This window comes from Mesorhizobium sp. M9A.F.Ca.ET.002.03.1.2 (assembly GCF_003952365.1).
Lineage (GTDB): Bacteria > Pseudomonadota > Alphaproteobacteria > Rhizobiales > Rhizobiaceae > Mesorhizobium.
Genome location: NZ_CP034443.1, coordinates 1,766,853 through 1,785,092, shown reverse-complemented (window position 1 = coordinate 1,785,092; position 18,240 = coordinate 1,766,853). Strand labels below are relative to the sequence as shown.

16 protein-coding genes are annotated in these 18,240 nt (G+C 63.4%); 11 read left to right on the top strand and 5 right to left on the bottom strand.

Features of this window, described 5'->3' with window-relative positions; translation table 11 throughout:
- Nucleotides 1-95 precede the first annotated feature (95 nt).
- Nucleotides 96-1,187 carry a 3-deoxy-7-phosphoheptulonate synthase gene (locus EJ066_RS08950; protein WP_126036861.1) on the top strand — a complete coding sequence of 364 codons (1,092 nt, stop codon included), beginning with the start codon at nucleotides 96-98 and terminating at the stop codon, nucleotides 1,185-1,187.
- A 98-nt stretch (nucleotides 1,188-1,285) separates the two neighbouring features.
- On the opposite strand, the gene EJ066_RS08945 is transcribed toward EJ066_RS08950, so the two are convergent.
- Complete coding sequence (locus EJ066_RS08945; RefSeq protein WP_126043798.1) at nucleotides 1,286-1,921, bottom strand: LysE family translocator; 636 nt, start codon at nucleotides 1,919-1,921, stop codon at nucleotides 1,286-1,288.
- A 127-nt stretch (nucleotides 1,922-2,048) separates the two neighbouring features.
- On the opposite strand from EJ066_RS08945, the gene EJ066_RS08940 reads away from it, so the two are divergent.
- Nucleotides 2,049-2,750, top strand: a complete 702-nt coding sequence (locus EJ066_RS08940; RefSeq protein WP_126036859.1) for a YafY family protein — start codon at nucleotides 2,049-2,051, stop codon at nucleotides 2,748-2,750.
- A 24-nt stretch (nucleotides 2,751-2,774) separates the two neighbouring features.
- On the opposite strand, the gene EJ066_RS08935 is transcribed toward EJ066_RS08940, so the two are convergent.
- Nucleotides 2,775-3,884, bottom strand: coding sequence for a Gfo/Idh/MocA family oxidoreductase (locus EJ066_RS08935; RefSeq protein ID WP_126036857.1), 1,110 nt, complete (start codon nucleotides 3,882-3,884; stop codon nucleotides 2,775-2,777).
- Between the two features lie 153 nt (nucleotides 3,885-4,037).
- On the opposite strand from EJ066_RS08935, the gene EJ066_RS08930 reads away from it, so the two are divergent.
- From EJ066_RS08930 to phnN, 9 genes are all read left to right on the top strand, one after another.
- Nucleotides 4,038-4,883 (top strand): MurR/RpiR family transcriptional regulator, encoded by an 846-nt coding sequence (locus EJ066_RS08930; RefSeq protein WP_189644459.1) that lies wholly within the window; start codon nucleotides 4,038-4,040, stop codon nucleotides 4,881-4,883.
- Between the two features lie 125 nt (nucleotides 4,884-5,008).
- The gene (iolC, locus tag EJ066_RS08925; protein ID WP_126036853.1) at nucleotides 5,009-6,943 is read left to right on the top strand and encodes a 5-dehydro-2-deoxygluconokinase; all 1,935 of its coding nucleotides are present in this window, start codon (nucleotides 5,009-5,011) and stop codon (nucleotides 6,941-6,943) included.
- Between the two features lie 35 nt (nucleotides 6,944-6,978).
- The gene (gene iolD / locus EJ066_RS08920) at nucleotides 6,979-8,829 is read left to right on the top strand and encodes a 3D-(3,5/4)-trihydroxycyclohexane-1,2-dione acylhydrolase (decyclizing) (RefSeq protein ID WP_126036851.1); all 1,851 of its coding nucleotides are present in this window, start codon (nucleotides 6,979-6,981) and stop codon (nucleotides 8,827-8,829) included.
- A 150-nt stretch (nucleotides 8,830-8,979) separates the two neighbouring features.
- Nucleotides 8,980-9,897: a myo-inosose-2 dehydratase gene (iolE, locus tag EJ066_RS08915; RefSeq protein WP_126036849.1), complete on the top strand. Its 918-nt coding sequence runs from the start codon at nucleotides 8,980-8,982 to the stop codon at nucleotides 9,895-9,897.
- Nucleotides 9,898-9,944: 47 nt separating this feature from the next.
- Nucleotides 9,945-10,157 (top strand): DUF3329 domain-containing protein, encoded by a 213-nt coding sequence (locus EJ066_RS08910; RefSeq protein WP_126036847.1) that lies wholly within the window; start codon nucleotides 9,945-9,947, stop codon nucleotides 10,155-10,157.
- 379 nt (nucleotides 10,158-10,536) lie between these two features.
- A complete protein-coding gene (gene iolB / locus EJ066_RS08905) occupies nucleotides 10,537-11,349 on the top strand; it encodes a 5-deoxy-glucuronate isomerase (protein WP_126036845.1) in 813 nt (270 codons plus the stop codon).
- A 152-nt stretch (nucleotides 11,350-11,501) separates the two neighbouring features.
- On the top strand, nucleotides 11,502-12,209 hold the full coding sequence (locus EJ066_RS08900) for a DUF1045 domain-containing protein (RefSeq protein ID WP_126036843.1): 708 nt from the start codon (nucleotides 11,502-11,504) through the stop codon (nucleotides 12,207-12,209).
- Between the two features lie 80 nt (nucleotides 12,210-12,289).
- On the top strand, nucleotides 12,290-13,429 hold the full coding sequence (locus EJ066_RS08895; protein WP_126036841.1) for an alpha-D-ribose 1-methylphosphonate 5-triphosphate diphosphatase: 1,140 nt from the start codon (nucleotides 12,290-12,292) through the stop codon (nucleotides 13,427-13,429).
- On the top strand, nucleotides 13,426-14,055 hold the full coding sequence (phnN, locus tag EJ066_RS08890; protein WP_189644458.1) for a phosphonate metabolism protein/1,5-bisphosphokinase (PRPP-forming) PhnN: 630 nt from the start codon (nucleotides 13,426-13,428) through the stop codon (nucleotides 14,053-14,055). Before EJ066_RS08895 ends, phnN begins: the two co-directional genes overlap by 4 nt.
- Before the next feature lie 11 nt (nucleotides 14,056-14,066).
- On the opposite strand, the gene EJ066_RS08885 is transcribed toward phnN, so the two are convergent.
- The 3 genes from EJ066_RS08885 to EJ066_RS08875 form a co-directional block, all read right to left on the bottom strand.
- Complete coding sequence (locus tag EJ066_RS08885) at nucleotides 14,067-15,062, bottom strand: ABC transporter permease (protein WP_126036839.1); 996 nt, start codon at nucleotides 15,060-15,062, stop codon at nucleotides 14,067-14,069.
- Nucleotides 15,063-15,145: 83 nt separating this feature from the next.
- Nucleotides 15,146-16,690: a sugar ABC transporter ATP-binding protein gene (locus tag EJ066_RS08880; RefSeq protein ID WP_126043796.1), complete on the bottom strand. Its 1,545-nt coding sequence runs from the start codon at nucleotides 16,688-16,690 to the stop codon at nucleotides 15,146-15,148.
- 196 nt (nucleotides 16,691-16,886) lie between these two features.
- Entirely contained in the window at nucleotides 16,887-17,849 is a 963-nt protein-coding gene (locus EJ066_RS08875; protein ID WP_126036837.1) for a sugar-binding protein, read from the bottom strand.
- Between the last annotated feature and the right edge of the window lie 391 nt (nucleotides 17,850-18,240).

The window sequence follows — 18,240 nt, the reverse complement described above, 5'->3', positions numbered from 1 at the left end:
GATCTGAAGATTGCAGCATCAAAATCCGAACAGCCGCCAGACCTGGCGGCTTTTTTGTTTCAGCCGGCAGGTCTCCCAACCAGGAGCAGAAAGCCGTGTTGACCACCACAGATGATCTTCGGGTCACCGAACTCAAGGAACTGAGCACGCCGGACCAGGTGATGCGGGAGATTCCGCGCACACTGACGGCGACGCGCACCGTTGCTACGTCACGCAACGCCATCCATTCCATCCTGACGGGGACTGACGATCGACTTGTAGTCATCGTCGGCCCTTGTTCCATCCACGATCCGGTTGCCGCCGTGGACTACGCCAGCCGTCTGGCGGCGCTGCGCGAGGCCCTGGCGGACCGGCTCGAGGTCGTCATGCGCGTTTATTTCGAGAAGCCGCGCACGACGGTCGGCTGGAAGGGCCTCATCAACGATCCCGACCTCGACGGCAGCTTCAACATCGACAAGGGGCTGAGGCTGGCCCGCAACGTGCTCTCCGCCGTTAACAATCTCGGCCTGCCGGCGGCGACCGAATTCCTCGATATGGCCACCCCGCAATACATTGCCGACCTGGTCGCCTGGGGCGCGATCGGGGCGCGCACGACCGAGAGCCAGATCCATCGCGAACTCGCATCCGGCCTGTCCTGCCCGGTCGGCTTCAAGAACGGCACCGACGGCAATTTGCGGATTGCCGCCGAGGCGGTGAAATCCGCCGCCCAGCCGCATCATTTCATGGCGGTGACGAAGGGCGGACGCAGCGCCATCGCGACGACCACCGGCAACGAGGACTGCCACGTCATCTTGCGCGGCGGCATTCAGCCCAATTATGACGCGGCAAGCGTCGCCACGGCCTGCGCGGAACTCGGCCGGATCGGTGTCGCGCCCCGGCTGATGATCGACGTCAGCCATGCCAACAGCAACAAGAAGCCGGAGAACCAGCCGGCGGTGGCGGCTGAGGTGGCGGGCCAGGTCGCGGCAGGCGGCGAGCGCATCATCGGTGTGATGATCGAGAGCAACCTCGTCGCCGGCCGGCAGGACGTCGTGCCGGGCAGGCCGCTCGTCTATGGCCAGAGCATCACCGACGGCTGCATCGACTGGGCGACCACCGAGGCGGTGCTGCACGGCCTTGCCGACGCGGTCGAGCGGCGCCGGTCAGCGCGGCGCGCCATGATCGCCAGCCGCCCGGGAGCCGCCTGAGGACTTCGCCTTCTCCTCTCGTGGGAGAAAAGGGATCGGCGCGGCGCGGCGAGACGGATGGGGTGCCGGAAGAAACGCGGCGTGGCCCTTGGTAAGGGTCACGCCGCCCTCAGCCCTTCCCATGCGGTGAATACCGAGATCGCGAACAGCAGCAGCCCGGCCGCGCGTCCAGCGAGAACGGTTGCCCGGGGATTATCGACCAGCAGCCCCCGGCTGCGCCCGGCGGTGATGGCGAGCCCGCCATAGATCGCTGCCTGCGTAGCGACCGTCAGCAGCCCCATGACGGTCGCCTGCATCCAGATCGGTCCGTAAGCCGGCTTCAGGAACTGCGGATAGACGGCAATCACGAAGAGATAGGCCTTCGGGTTGATCAGACAGGTGACCAACCCCTGGCGAAAGGCTGTCCAGGCAGTGCGGCTGCCGGCCGGCCCATCATGGCCGACGGTGATCGAGCTGCGCATCAGCGTGATGCCGATATAGGCCATGTAGGTGGCGCCGGCGATCAGCAGCGGCTTGAACAGGATCGGCACGAAATGCATCAGCAGGCCGACGCCGATCGCCCCGTTGAGCGTATGCGCCACGCCCCCAAGCATGATACCGCCAGTCGCGGCAAGGCCTCGGTCGCGTCCGCCGGTCAGCGCGTTGGCCAGCACAAACAGCATGTCCATGCCGGGGACGACGATGATGCCGAATAGCAGGACGAAGAACAGCCAGAGATTTTCCGTATAGCTCATGTCAGTTGCGTGGAGCCTCATGCGGCCAAATCCCGGAGGACTCCGTTGATTTTCAAACCGATGGGCGTTCCTATAGAACGCTCCAACTGACGGGGATGTGTCAGTTGCGTTTCAGCCGGGTGAGGAAATGCGCAAGGCTTCGCGCCTGTTCGAGATCATTCAGATCCTGCGGCTCGCCCGGAAGCCGGTGACGGCGGCTACGATCGCCGAACGCCTGGAAGTGACAGTGCGCTCGGTCTATCGCGACATTTCGGCCCTGCAGGCGATGCGCGTGCCGATCGAGGGCGGGCGCGGCATCGGCTACATTTTGCGTCCCGGTTTCGATCTGCCGCCGCTGATGTTTTCCATCGAGGAGATGGAAGCGATCGTTCTGTCGCTGGCGCTGCTCGAACGCACCGGCGACGACGAGCTCAAGCAGGCCGCAAAACGCGTCGGCGCCAAGATCGCCGGCGCGGTGCCGCCGCCCTTGCGCCAGACGCTCGACGCCAACGCCCTGCATGCCTGGGGATTCGCAGCACCTTCGGCCTCGGCGGTCGATCTCGCGCTGGTGCGCCGCGCCATCCGCGACGAGGAAAAGCTCGGCCTCTCCTATCGCGATGAAGCGGGCCGGGCGACCGAACGCATCATCCGCCCGATCGCCCTCATCTACTATGCCGAAACCGCCAACATCGTCGCCTGGTGCGAACTCCGCCAGGCCATCCGTAATTTCCGCAGCGACCGCATCGATGACTGCCAGCCGACAGGCCTACGGTTCAAGGGCGAAGGCGATGATCTGCGGCAACTCTGGGTGGACGGGTGGGAGATCAACGCCACAACCGCCGGCAACTGATGCGTCGCCGGCTCCCAGTTTGAGCTATCTCACATCCACCCAGCGCTGTTCCTCGAACGAGCGCGCCATGGCGTGCACGGTGCGCTCGATCTCCAGCCCTTCGTCAAAATCGATGATCCGCGCCGGCTTGCCGGCAAGGCGCGTCAAAAGCTCCCGGCATTCGACGATCTTGAGGTCGTTGAAGCCGAGGCCGTGGCCGGGCGCCGGCACGAAGGCGTCATAAGGTTTGTGATGCGGCGCCACCAGGATGGTGCGGTAGCCCTGCTCGGTCGGGCGGTCGGATGTCAGGTAAAGCTGGAACTCGTTCATCCGCTCCTGGTCGTACAGGATGGAACCCTTCGAGCCGAAGAGCTGGATGGCGATCCGGCCTTTGCGGCCCCAGGCCGAACGGTTGACCAGCAGCGTGCCGGCAATGCCGTTTTCGAGATGCATCAGCACGCTGGCGATGTCGTAGGTCTCGACCGCGCGGCGCCCGCCGGACGCGACGCGGCGGTCGGCATAAGGCTTGGTCATGTCGCACATGACGCGGGCGACGCGGCCGAACAGCACGGCGACCAGCGATAGCGGATGCACGGCGAAATCGTCGAGCGCGCCGTAACCGGACGCCGCCTCGTGCTTCCAGAAGAACGGCGCCTCCGGGTCGGCCATGAAATCCTCGTCCATCTCGATGCGCAGATGATTGACCTCGCCGATGATCTTCTCGTCGAGCAGTGCACCGATATGGCGGATCGCCGGATTCTGGATGTAGTTGTAGCCGAGAGCCGCCACCTTGCCGGACTTTTGGGCCGCCGCCGCCATGGCTTGCGCCTCGGCGAAGCTCGGCGCCATCGGCTTTTCGCACCACAGATGCTTGCCGGCCTCGAGGATGGCGATGGCCATTTCCGGATGGAACTGATTCGGCGTGGTCAGCGAGACGATGTCGACGTCCGGGTCGTTGACGACGGCGCGCCAATCGCCGGAGGCCCTGGCGAAGCCGAATTCGGTGGCACGGCGTTTGGCAAGGTCCTCATCGACCTCGCCGAGATGGACCAGCCTTGGCTTGGTCACATCGGGAAAGACGGTGCCGACCGCATTCCAGGCGATGGCGTGACACTTGCCCATGAAGCCCGTGCCGATAAGACCGACTCCGACCATTTCCCTTGTCTCCGCTGTCAGGAAGATTTGTGTGGATGAATTAGTCCATTTTATCCAGAAATGGAACGCATGCCTCATTTTTTATGGCCTTCTTGCACAGGCTCGCTATGATGGGGCACACAGCATCGATTGATGGGCTTGGGCGGAGCGACGATGGACGAACGGGTGCCCCGCGATTTCGAGACATTGCGGGCGACGATCCTGGAGCGGCGGCAGAGCCTGCCCAAGCGTATCGCGCAGATCGCCGCCTATGCGCTCGACAATCCCGACGATATTGCCTTCGGCACCGCCGCAAGCATCGCCGCCTCCGCCGGCGTTCAGCCTTCGACCCTGATCCGCTTCGCCCAGCAGCTCGGCTTCGACGGCTTCACCAGCCTGCAGCTGGTGTTTCGCGAGCGCCTGCGCGAGCGCAATTCGTCCTATGACGAAAGACTGGCGGCATTGCGTGCCAAGGCCGAGGAAGGCGCCGGTCACCGGGCGATCTTCGACGGCTTCGTCGCCGCGGCCAGCACCTCGCTCAACGACATTTCAGGCAGGTTGAACGAAGACCATTTCGAAGATGCGATCGCCTTGCTGGCAAAAGCGGAGACCATCTATGTGCTGGCCAAGCGCCGCTCGTATCCAGTCGCCTCCTACATCGCCTACGCGCTGGGCAAGCTCAAGATCCGCAACCAGCTGATCGAATCGGCCGCCGGCCTCAACGCCGAAATGATCGGCTTTGCCTCGCCCAGGGACGCCGTCATCGCCATCAGTTTCTCACCCTATGCCCCGGCGGCCATCGAGGAGGCGCGCGTCATCTCGGAACAGGGCGTTCCGATCGTGGCGATCACCGACAGCTCGTTCTCGCCGCTCGCCCAGTTCGCCAAGGTCTGGTTCGAGGTCGCCGAGGCCGACTTCGCCGGTTTCCGCTCGCTGTCGGCGACGATGGCGCTGGCCATGGCGCTGACCGTCGCGGTTGGGGAGAAGCGGCGTGATGCCGGCCGCAAGCGCAAGGCGTAGAGGGCCACTTTTCGGCCTGGGAATGCTCGTTCCATATTGACTATGGATTGGAATTATTATTTCATATTGCCGGCGCCACGCTGCCGCTCGCGTGTGAAAAACAACAAGGCCGACGGGAGGTTCGAATGGGCGAAGCCATGGACGCGAAACATGCGCCGCTCGACGTCATCACCATTGGCCGCGCCTCCGTCGATCTCTATGGCCAGCAGATCGGCTCGCGCCTGGAGGACATCACGTCCTTTGCCAAGTCGGTCGGCGGCTGTCCGGCCAACATCGCGGTCGGCACGGCCAGGCTCGGCCTGCGCTCGGCGCTGCTCACCCGCGTCGGCGACGAGCAGATGGGCCGCTTCATCCGCGAACAGCTGACACGCGAGGGTGTCTCGGTCGACGGCCTCAAGACTGATCCGGACCGCTTGACCGCATTGGTGCTGCTGTCGGTCGAGGACGAATGCGTCTCGCCGATGATCTTCTATCGCAGCGACTGCGCCGACATGGCGCTTTCGGAAGACGATATCGATGAGGCGTTCATCGCTTCGGCACGCGCCATCGTCGTCACCGGTACGCATTTTTCGCGGCCCAACAGCGATGCCGCGCAGCGCAAGGCGATCCGCGCCATCAAGGCCAAGGGCGGCAAGGTGGTGTTCGACATCGACTACCGCCCCAACCTCTGGGGCCTTGCCGGTCATGCCGAAGGGTTCGAGCGCTATGTGAAATCCGACCGGGTCTCCGCGCAGCTGAAATCGGTACTGCCCGATTGCGACCTGATCGTCGGCACCGAAGAAGAGATCATGATCGCCTCCGGTACTGACGATTGCCTGAACGCGCTCAAGACGATCCGCTCGCTGTCGGCGGCCACCATCGTCTTGAAGCGTGGCGCCATGGGCTGCATCGTCTATGACGGGCCGATCAGCGACGATCTCGAGGACGGCATCGTCGGCAAGGGGTTTCCGATCGAGGTCTATAATGTGCTTGGCGCCGGCGACGCCTTCATGTCGGGCTTCCTGCGCGGCTGGCTCGGCGAGGAAAGCCTGGCGACGGCGGCGACCTGGGCCAATGCCTGCGGCGCCTTCGCCGTGTCGCGGCTGCTCTGCGCGCCGGAATACCCGACCTTCGAGGAATTGCAGTTCTTCCTGAAGAACGGCAGCAAGCACATGGCTTTGCGCAAGGACGAGGCGATCAATCATATCCATTGGGCGACGACGCGCCGGCGCGATATTCCCTCGCTGATGGCGCTGGCCTGCGACCACCGTATCCAGCTCGACGATGTCGCCGCGAAAGCCGGTGCCGACACCTCGCGCATCCATGATTTCAAAGTGCTGACGGTCAAGGCAGCGGCGAAGGTCGCCGCCGGCCGTGCCGGTTACGGCATGCTGCTCGACGAGAAATACGGCCGCGAGGCGATGTTCGAATTTGCCCGCCATTCCTTCGCCTGGCTCGGCCGGCCGGTCGAGCTGCCAGGGTCTCGCCCGCTTCGTTTCGAATTCTCGCAGGACATCGGCTCGCAGTTGATCGAGTGGCCGGTCGACCATTGCATCAAATGCCTGTGCTTCTATCATCCGGACGACCCCGCCGCGCTGAAGACCGAGCAGCAGCAGAAGCTCAAAAGCCTGTTCGAGGCCGCGCGGAAAGTGGGAAGAGAACTGCTGATCGAGATCATCGCCGGCAAGCACGGCGAGCTCGACGACACGACGATCCCGCGCGCGCTGGAGGAACTCTATGCGCTCGGCATCAAGCCCGACTGGTGGAAGCTCGAGCCGCAGGCCTCAGCCGGTGCTTGGGCAAAGATCGAAGCGGTGATCCTGAAGAACGATCCGTGGTGCCGCGGCATTGTGCTGCTCGGCCTGGAAGCGCCGCAGGACGAGCTGGAAGCGGCCTTTGCCGCCACCGCCAAGGCACCTATCGTCAAGGGCTTCGCCGTCGGCCGCACCATCTTCATCAACGCGGCCGAACAATGGCTTGCGGGCAAGATGTCGGACGAGGAGGCTATCGCCGACATGGCGTCTCGCTTCGAGAGGCTGACCGAGGCATGGCTTGCCGCACGCGGCCGCAAAGCAGCATAAGAAGGCGCGGCATAAGGACTGCGGAGGAAACCGAGATGACCAAGACAATCCGCCTGACGATGGCACAGGCGCTGACCCGCTTTCTTGCCCGACAGATGACAGAGATCGACGGCAAGAAAATACCGATCTTCGGCGGCGTCTGGGCGATCTTCGGCCATGGCAATGTCGCCGGCATCGGCGAGGCGCTCTATCAGGTGCGCGACGAATTGCCGACCTTCCGCGCCCATAACGAGCAGGCGATGGCGCATGCGGCGATCGCCTACGCCAAGGCCAATTTTCGCCGCCGCTTCATGGCGGCGACCAGTTCGATCGGCCCCGGCGCGCTCAACATGGTGACGGCGGCAGCACTCGCCCACGTCAATCGGTTGCCGGTTCTTTTTCTCCCCGGCGACGTCTTCGCCAATCGCATCCCCGATCCCGTCCTGCAGCAGGCCGAGGATTTTTCCGACGGCACGGCGACGGTCAACGACTGTTTTCGGCCGGTGTCGCGCTATTTCGACCGGATCACAAGGCCGGAGCAGATCATCCCGGCGCTCAATCGCGCCATGCAGGTGCTGACCGATCCAGCCGAATGCGGGCCGGTGACATTGGCGCTCTGCCAGGACGTACAGGCCGAGGCCTATGACTATCCCGAGAGCTTCTTCGTCGAACGGATCTGGCATCAGCGCCGGCTGCGTCCGGACCGTGGGGAATTGGCCGCCGCGGTGGCGGCGCTGAAGGGGGCGAAAAAGCCGTTGGTGATTGCCGGCGGCGGCGTGCTCTATTCGCAGGCCTCCAGTGAACTGGCGAAGCTGGCGCAGGGCGCCGGTATCCCGGTCTGCGAGACGCAGGGCGGCAAATCCTCGCTGCCGGACGATCATCCGCTCAACATGGCGGCGGTTGGCGTCACCGGCACTTCGGCGGCCAACCGGCTGGCTGAAGAAGCCGATGTCGTGCTTGCCGTCGGCACCAGGTTGCAGGATTTCACCACCGGCTCGTGGGCGCTGTTCAAGAATGCCGGCAAGACCATCATCGGGCTGAACGCCCAGCCCTTCGACGCTGGCAAGCATCAGGCGTTGCCGTTGGTGGCCGACGCGGCGGAAGGGCTCGCCGAGCTCATAGCGGCGCTGGAAGGCTGGAAGGCGCCGGCCGCCTGGACCGACAATGCTGTCGGGGGCAAGAAGGACTGGCAGGCCGATGCCGGCAAGGTGACGGCTTCGACCAATGCCGCCTATCCGTCGGATGCGCAGGTGATCGGCGCCGTGCAGCGCGCCATGGGTTCCGGCGTCATCCTGCTCCATGCCGCCGGCGGCCTGCCCGGCGAGTTGCACAAGCTTTGGCAGGCGGGCGCGCCCGGCTCCTACCACGCCGAATACGGCTTTTCGACCATGGGCTACGAGATCGCAGGAGGGCTCGGCGTCAAGATGGCCAAGCCCGACGAAGAAGTCGTCGTCATGATCGGCGACGGCTCCTATCTGATGCTCAATTCCGAGATCGCGACCTCGGTGATGCTCGGCCTCAAGCTGACCATCGTGCTGCTCGACAACCGCGGCTATGGCTGCATCAACCGGCTGCAGATGGCGACCGGCGGCGCCAACTTCAACAATCTGCTGAAGGATGCTCGCCACGAGGTGATGGCCGATATCGACTTCGCCACGCATGCAGCAAGCCTCGGCGCCATCGCCGAAAAGGTTTCGTCGATCGCCGGGCTGGAAACGGCGCTGGCGCAAGCGAAGAAGAATGCACGAACGACCGTGCTGGTGATCGACACCGATCCGCTGGTTTCGACCGAGGCCGGTGGAAGCTGGTGGGATGTTGCCGTGCCGGAAGTCTCGGTGCGCCCGCAAGTCAACGCGGCGCGCAAAGCCTACGATGAAAAGCGGCAGATGCAGAAGATTGGAGATTGATGTCAGTAAGGCCGAGCCCATACCTCCCCCTTGTGGGGAAGTCGGACCGAAGGTCCGGGTGGAGATCGGCGCCGCATCCCCACCCCGCTGCTTCGCAGCGACCCTCCCCACAAGGGGGGTAAGCACGAACCTGAAAATCGGAGTGACGACTTGAAAGCCAAATTGGGCATGTCCCCCATTGCATGGTGGAACGACGATCTTGCGGAACTGAGCGATGACGTGTCGCTGGAGGAATGCTTGGCGCAATCGCGTTCGGCTGGCTTCATCGGCATGGAAATGGGCCGCCGCTTTCCCAATGATCCGAAAATCATGCTGCCGATCCTGAAAGAGGCCGACGTCACGCTTTGCGGTGGCTGGTTCTCCGGTACGCTGGTCGACGAAGAGATGGCGAAGAACAAGGATCGCATCCAGCCGATGATCGATCTGTTCAAGGCGGTGAACGCGCCTTGCATCGTCTATGGCGAGGTCGGCCGCTCCATCCAGGGCGATCGCTCGAAGCCGCTCGCCACCAAGCCCAGGCTTTCGGACGACGAGATGAAAGCCTATGCGAGGCGCCTCACGCAGTTCGGCGAATGGTGCGCCGAGCAAGGCATGCCGCTCTCCTATCACCATCACATGGCTGCGGTCGTCGAGACCGAGCCCGAACTCGATGCATTCATGCGCTACTCGGGAGCAGGCATTCCGCTGCTGCTCGATGCAGGCCACCTGGCTTTTGCCGGTGGTGACGTGCTGCGCGCCATCGACAATCATCACAAGCGCATCAACCACGTGCATGTGAAGGACGTGCGCATGGAGGTGATCGAGAAACTCGACCGCCAGAAGCAATCCTTCCTCGATGCCGTGGCGCTCGGCGCCTTCACCGTGCCGGGAGATGGCTCGCTGGATTTTGGCGCCATTGTGGAAAGGCTGGCGAACTATGGCTATGAAGGCTGGTTCGTGGTCGAGGCCGAGCAGGACCCTAGAAAGAATCCGCCACTCAAGATGGCGCAAGTCGGCTACAAGGAGTTGATGCGGGTGATGACGGTCGCCGGCTACACGGTTGAGACACAGGGCTTCCCCAATGCTTGAACGCAGTGTTCCCGACGATGGGCTGATCCGATGCGGGGGCTGATCCGATGAAGGACTCCGAGCATCCGTTCTTCCGGCCTCTGTGGCGGCGCGTTGCCATCGTCGCGGTCTGCCTGGCCTGGGCCGTGGTCGAGTTTGCCACCGGCGCGCCGTTCTGGGGCACGATCGCACTCGGTTTCGCCGGTTATGCCGTCTGGCAGTTCTTCTATCTCTATAAGCCGGTGGACGAGAGCAAGCCTCCGGTCGAGCCAAAGGAATAAAGCGGTCCATGGCGCAGAAGGCTTACGGGTCGGGCACTGCGCGCATGACGGGTCGCATGCGTTGGAGATTAGCTGAAACGCCTCTCGTTTCGTCATCCTGGGGCGGAGCAAGGAGCGAAGCGACGCGGCGCAGACCCCAGGATCCATGCCGTGACATCAAAACAGCCGCTGCGGTGCAGAATTCCGCTCGGCTGCGCTCTTCGACTGAGGTTACGGCATGGATCCTAGGGTCTTCGCGACGGAGCTTCGCTCCTGCTACGCCCTAGGATGACGAAATTGGAAGGCGCCGGTCAATCTCGAAGATTTGCGATGGTCTTTCAAACAAGCGGCTTGGCTTCACGCCTGTAGCCCGTCAAGCCACTGAAATAGGAGAGACAAAATGCCGAAACTGCTCGTCAAAGCCGATAAGGGCCATGGCCGCGTCGCCCATGTAACGCCGCAAAACGCCGGCTGGACCTATGTCGGTTTCGATCTGCATCGGCTGCGGCCGGGCGAAACAGCCTCCGGGCAAACGGAGAATCGTGAAGTCTGCCTGGTGTTCGTCACCGGCAAGGGCAAGGCCAAGGCCGGCGGCAAGGATCTCGGCCTGCTTGGCGAACGCATGTCGCCCTTCGAAGGTAAGCCGTGGTCTGTTTATGTGCCGCAAGGCTCTGACTGGTCGGTGATCGCCGACACCGATCTCGAACTCGCCGTCTGCTCGGCGCCTGGACTTGGCGGCGGCCTGCCCGTCCGCGTCATCGGGCCGGACGATCTCGGCCAGGAAGTTCGCGGCAAGGGCACCAACACGCGCTATGTCACCAACATCCTGCCGGAGGGCAAGCCGGCAGACTCATTGCTGGTGGTCGAGGTCATCACGCCGGGCGGCCACACATCGAGCTATCCGCCGCACAAGCATGATCAGGACAATCTGCCGGCCGAATCCTATCTCGAGGAGACCTACTACCATCGTCTCAATCCGCCACAGGGCTTTGCCTTCCAGCGCGTCTACACCGATGCCGACAAGAATGGCGCCCGCGCGCTGGACGAGGCGATGGCGATCGAGGACGGCGATGTCGTGCTGGTGCCCAAGGGCTATCATCCATGTGCCGCCTGCCATGGCTATGACCTCTATTATCTCAATGTCATGGCCGGGCCGAAGCGGACGTGGAAATTCCACAACGCGCCCGAGCATGAATGGCTGATGAAGAGCTGACCGCGCTGCCCGTCCGGGTCGGCAAACTGGCCCACGGCGAAAAATCGCCGGCTAATGACCCGTCTGAACAACTTTGTTATCAGGAGCGATCCTCAGCTTCGTCATTTCGTCATGCAAATCGCCTATGGCAGCGGGGCTGACGAGGAACTTCGATGCGCTACGCTATCTATTTCACCCCCCGGCAGGACGAACCGCTGGCGCGGATTGCCGCCAATTGGCTCGGCCGCGACCCGTTCGGCGCCGCCACAAGGCCGGTCGAGGCTGTGGGCGACCTGTCGGCGGCGGAAGTCGCCTTCCACACCGCTTCGGCGCGCCGCTACGGCTTTCATGCGACGCTGAAGGCGCCCTTCCGGCTGGCTTCGAACGAAACGGAGGCCTCGCTTCGCGCCGCACTGGACAATTTTGCCGAGGCGACGCCGGTGGTGACGATCCCGCGCCTTGTCGTCAGCCAGATCGACGGCTTCTTCGCGCTGGTGCCGGAAGCGCCGCTGCCGGCGCTCAACCGCTTCGCCGACGACGTCGTGCGCGGCTTCGACCGCTTCCGCGCGCCGCTGAGCGAAGCGGAAATCGAGCGACGCAGCCCCGATTCGCTGAAGCCGGACGAATTCCGCAATCTGTGCCAATGGGGCTATCCTTATGTCTTCGAGACCTTTCGGTTCCATATGACGCTGTCCGGCCGGGCCTCGCCACAGGAAAGCCCTCGTCTTCGCTTAGCAATCGACAGCCTGTTTGCGGAGATCCTGCAACGGCCGGTGCTGGTGGACGCGCTGACGCTGTTTGTCGAAACCGAACATGGCGCCCCGTTCATGGCGCTTTCCCATCACGCGCTCGGCCGCCGCCCGGCCAGAAAAACCGCCTGAAGTGATCTCTTGTTTTAACCGCATTTGTGCGACGCCAATTGATCCCAATTGGCTGCAAAATGCTCCAAGGACTGCCTGAAATGACCGCCGAGACTGTTCTCAACAACGCCCGCATCGTGCTTGCCGACGAGATCGTCGAAGGGTCGATCGTGCTGCGCGACGGCTTGATCGCCGGGATCGATGCCGGCGCCAGCCGGACCGGAGAGGACATGGGCGGCGATTTTGTCATTCCCGGGCTGGTCGAGCTTCATACCGACCACCTCGAAGGCCATTACGCGCCGCGGCCGAAGGTGCGCTGGAACCCGATCGCCGCGGTGCTTGCTCACGACGCACAGGTGGCGACCGCCGGCATCACCACCGTGCTCGATGCCTTGCGCGTCGGCATGGACGAGGATGCCGATCTCACCTCCGCCGACATACGCAAGCTGGCCGACGCGATCGAGGACAGTGTCCAGCAGGACCGGCTGCGGGCCGACCATTTCATCCATCTGCGCTGCGAGGTTTCGGCGCCGGATTGCCTTGCCGCCTTCGCCCATTTCGATAGCGATGAAAGGGTGAAACTGGCGTCGCTGATGGACCATGCGCCGGGACAGCGCCAGTTCGTCGATCTCGAGACCTACGCCTATTACTACCAGCGCAAGCTGAAGCTGACGGATCCTGATTTTCAGAAGTTCTGTGAGAAGCGGATGGCGGAGTCGGCGACGAATTCGGGGCCAAACCGCACCTTCATCGCTGCCGCCTGCCATCAGCGCGGCATCGTGCTGGCCAGCCATGACGACGCCACATCGAGCCATGTCGACGAGGCGATCGAACAGGGCGTCCGCGTCGCCGAATTCCCGACCACCGAAGAAGCCGCAAGAGCTTCGAAAGAGGCGGGACTCGGCGTGCTGATGGGCGCACCGAACGTCATGCGCGGCGCTTCGCATTCGGGCAATGTTTCGGCCCGCACACTCGCCGGCGACGGCCTGCTCGACATCCTGTCGTCCGACTACATTCCCTTCAGCCTGATCCAGTCGGCCTTTTTCCTCGGCGATGTGGTCGACGGCATTTCCCTGCCTCAGGCGGTGGCCATGGTTTCGAAGAACCCGGCCGAGGCGGTCGGCCTTGCCGATCGTGGCGTTATCGAACAGGGCCGGCGCGCCGATCTGGTTCGTGTACGTCTTGACGACCATGTCCCGGTGGTCCGCACTGTCTGGCGGCAGGGACGCCGGGTCGCATGATGGTGTCGGCGTCGATCGAGCGTGAATTGTCCGCCGCGGCGTTTCCGATCCGCGATGGTGTCTTCGTCGCCGTCGTCGGACCGAGCGGCGCCGGCAAGGACACGGTGATCGGCTATGCCCGCACCCTGTTTGCCGACGAAAGCCGGCTGGAGTTCGTGCGCCGGGTCATCACCCGGCCGAGTGACACGGCGAGCGAGGATCACGACACGCTGGCCGATGCGGCCTTTGTCGAGGCCGAAGCGGACGGCGCCTTCGCCATTGCCTGGGAGGCGCATGGCTTGCGCTACGGCATCCCGGCTGAAGTCGATCGGTCGGTCGCCAATGGCCGCGTCGCCGTCGCCAATGTCTCCCGCGCGATCATCCCGGCGCTGCGTGACCGCTACGCTAATCTCGCGATCGTCGAGATCACCGCATCGCCGGAAATCCTGGCCGAGCGGTTGGCCATGCGCGGCCGCGAGTCGCGCGGCGAAGTGCTGGCGCGGCTGGCGCGCAGCGCCAATGTGGGGTTGTCCGGGCCTGATGTCACCTCGATCGACAATAGCGGCCCACGCGAGGCAGCCGGTGAGCGCTTCGCCGACGTGCTTCGCAAGGCCATGGCTTTCTCCGACATGTCGGGCTTGATCTAAGCCCGGAGCGGTTACTCCGCAGCCGCGCCGGCCGCGTCCTTGCGGGTTGCGTCCAGCATCAGCCGCCGCTCCCGGAACACGCTCCATTGCTGGTCGACCAGCACGCCGATGAGGATCACGCCGCCCATCACCGCGAAATTGAGCGAGGAGGGGATGCCGAGCAGGTTGACGAGGTTTTGCAGTTCCTGAAGCAGAACCGTTCCGAGGATGACGCCGATCAGCGAGCCTTCGCCGCCGCGCAGCGAGAAGCCGCCGAGCACGGCTGCGGCAATGGCATAGAGTTCGTAGAACTGGCCGTGGCTCGCCGGCGAGATCGAGCGCGTATACATGGCGAAGTAGATCGCCGACAGCGCCGTCAGCACGCCGCAGATGACATAGGCCGCCATGACGACGCGGCCGGTGCGGATGCCCGAATATTTCGCCGCCTCCTCGTTCTTGCCGATGGCGTAGAGGTAGCGCCCGAACACCGAACGGTGCAGCACCACCCACATCACGATGGCGATGACGATCAGCGCGATGAAGCTGTTCGGCACGCCCCAGGATCGCCCGGCGGTCAGGAACTCGAGCTCCGGAAAATTCTGCCCGAAGGCGAAGCCCGCGGTGCCGTCGGCAGTATAGAACCGGGCCACGCCGCGGTAGATCAGCAGGCCGCACAGCGTCACCACGAAGGGCTGTAATTTGAGCCGGGTGATCAGCCAGCCATGCGCGAGCCCGATCATGCCGCCGAGGACGAGGATCAGCGGCAGAGCGACCGGCCATGCCATGCCGCGCGTGGCGATGAAATCGATGAACAGGACGCCGAGCAAAGCGACCACCGAGCCGACGGACAATTCAATGCCGCCGGTGATGATGACGAAGGCCTGGCCGATCGCCAGGATGCCGAATAGGCCGATCAGATTCGACGTGTTGGCGAGGTTGATCGGCAGCAGGAAGCGCGGATTGATGATGGCAACCACCGCTCCCACCACAAGGATCAGGATCAGCAGACCGAGATCTTTCTTGCTCATCGTCTTCTCCCCAATGCCTGTCTAAGCAGGTTCCGCAAAAGTATTCCGCGGTTTTGCGACCAGAACCTGCGCCAAAACAAAAGCTATCTCGGCTGCTTGCCCACCGCCAGCAGCAGGACGTTTTCCTGGCTGAACTGTTCCTTGTCGAGAATGCCTGAGATCTGGCCCTCATGCATGACGGCGATGCGGTCGGAAACCCCGATCACCTCCTCCATGTCGCTGGAGATCATCAGCACGCCGACACCGGCGTCGGCCAACGCTCGCATCAGCCCGTAGATTTCGGCCTTGGCGCCGATGTCGATGCCGCGCGTCGGTTCATCGAGGATCATCACCTTGGGGTTCATGGCAAGCCATTTGGCCAACACCACCTTTTGCTGGTTGCCGCCGGACAGCGTGCCGGTGCGCGTCGCCACCGACGGCGCCTTGATACCGAGATTGCTTTTCTGCTTTTCAGCGGTGGCGGCTTCGGCACGGGCAGAGACCAGGGATCGCCGGGCATGCGCCGGCAGATTGGGGAGCGAAATATTCTGGGCGATCGACAGGTCGAGCAGGATGCCGGTCAGCTTGCGGTCCTCCGGGACGAGGAAGATCCCGTTGGCCACAGCGTCGGCGGCCGAGCCGAGAACCAGATCCGTTCCATCAAGCTGGAGCGCACCGCCAAGGCACTTCTCAATGCCGAAAAGCACGCGCGCCAGCTCGGTGCGTCCCGAGCCGACAAGACCCGCAAGCCCCAGGATTTCGCCATGCCTGACGCCGAGATCGACCGGCCGGTCTGGATAGGCGTTGGTGCGAACGGCCTTGGCCGACAGGGCGACCGTGCCGGGCGGGCGCGCCGATTCTGCGGCCTTCTCCCTCTCCTTCAGCATGCGGCCGATCATCAGCTTGACCATCTGGTCGTGGTTGATGGCGCTCTTCGGCAGTGTGCCGGCAAGCATGCCGTCCCGCAGCACGACGACGCGGTCGGCGACACGCTCGACCTCGTGGAGACGGTGCGAGATGAAGATGACGCTGATGCCCTCCGCCTTCAGCGCCTTGATGACATCGAGCAATTTGTCGGTTTCGGCGATCGGCAGGCTCGACGTCGGCTCGTCGAGGATGACCAGCCGCGCCTCGATCGACAGCGCCTTGGCGATTTCGACCATCTGCTGCTGGGCAAGCGACAGCGCCGATACCGGCGTGTCGGCGGAGAAATTGGCACCCACCCTTTTCAGCAACGGCGCCACCAGGATGCGAAGTTTGCTGCGGTCGACCAGCTTGAGCGGACCGGCACGCAATGGCTCGCGCCCGAAGAAGATGTTGGCGGCGACGTCGAGGTTTTCGAACAGGTTGAGTTCCTGGTGGACGAAGGCGATGCCGGAACCGATGCTGGCCGCGACGGTCAGCCCGTCATGAGCGACGCCGTCGACGGTGATCGTGCCGGTGTCGGGCGTTGTCACGCCGCCGAGGATCTTCATCAGCGTCGACTTGCCGGCGCCGTTTTCGCCGACGAGACCGATAACCTCGCCGGGCCTGACCTCCATCGAAAATCCATCCAGCGCGACCACGCCGGGATAGGTCTTGCGCACGCCCTCGAGACTGAGGAACGGGGCAATCGTGGATGCGCCGATGGATGCGTCGGAATAGTTCATCATGCCTGACAGCAGCCGGTGGGCCCTTGTTTGAGCATGATCCCTTCCGAAAACCGGTTCCCACTTTTCGCCGGCGCGGTCCTTCGGTTCGGGATCATGCTCGTAGCCACATCTGCAGACTGACGACCCTTGGCGGGTTCGTCAATGCGAGCCGCCGGCCCGAAGCGAACCTCGAGCCGGCGCAACTGCCTTCGTCTTAATTGCCGGACATCGCCTTCAGATTGGCGGCATAGGCGTCGACGTCGTCCTTGCCGATGATCTTGGTTGGCACGATGATCAGCCCGTCGGCGGGAACGCCCGACTTGTCGCCCTTGAGATAGGCGGCCATCAGCTTCATGCCCTGATAGGCCCATTCGAAGGGTTGCTGCACGACGGTGGCGGCCACGGTGCCTTCCTTGACGCCGCCCAGCGTGATCGGATCGTCGTCGAAGCCGACAACGGTGATCTGGCCGAGCTTGCCGGCGTCGCGCAGGGCTTCATAGATGCGCGGCGTGTTGTAGGAATAGAAGCCGACCATGCAGGTCACGTCGGGGCTGGCGACCAGCGCGTCCTCGACGTTCTTCTTGGCGCGGGCCTGGTCGATATCGTCGCCGCGCACGTCGATCAGCTCGATCTTGGTGCCGGCGAGCCCATCCTTCATGCCCTCGATGCGCTCCTTGGCATTGTCGGCGCCGAGCAGCCCGACGAAGCCGAGGCATTTGCCGCCGTCGGGCATCGCCTTCTTGGCGATCTCAGCCGCCTGCTTGCCGGCATCGATGTTGGAGGAACCGATATAGGCGACACGCTTGGTCTGCGGCGCGTCGCTGTCGGTGGTGAACAGCGCCGTTTCCGAGGCGATCTTGTTCAGCCCGTCGGTCGAGGTCTTGGGATCGACGGCCGAAACCATGATGGCCTTGACGCCGGCCGTCACCAGATCATCCATCAGCCGCTGCTGGATGGCGACCGACGACTGCTCCGGATATTTGAGCTGCAGATTGTAGTCGGGCAATTCGGCCTGCGCCTTCTTGACGCCGGCCTCGGCTGCCTTCCAGAAATCGGAGGCGCCGTTGACGACGAAGGCCAGCGTCGGTTTTTCCTGGGCGCGGGCAATCGCCGTGATGGACAGGCCGAGGGCCAAGGCCGCGGCGGCGACGGACGCATTTCGTATCGCAGATTTCATGTTCAACCTCCCTTTAACTCAGTCGTTTTCGCTGATCTGAATTGTCGATTGCGGCATTGTCGAATGCGGCCTGGACGCCCTCCTCCTCAAGGGGTGCTGGCAGCGAAAGAACGGCGCCATTCCAGCCACGATTTGAACTCTAGAGACTCATTGGCTGTTCGTAAATAGTCGGATTTGTCTGACATTTCGTGTTGTGCGGCGTTGTTCTGCCACCCCAAGAGCCGCCGATACTGCGCTACACGCCTGCTTCCGTCATGGCCCGTTCGATCCCGAGCCGGGCATGACAAATTGACATTAGAACGCTTACGAATATTAGTAAATAGTATTAGTTTCAGGTTGAATATCTGATGTCACCGGCAGGAATGGTTCCTGCTGCATCGCGCGACAAAGG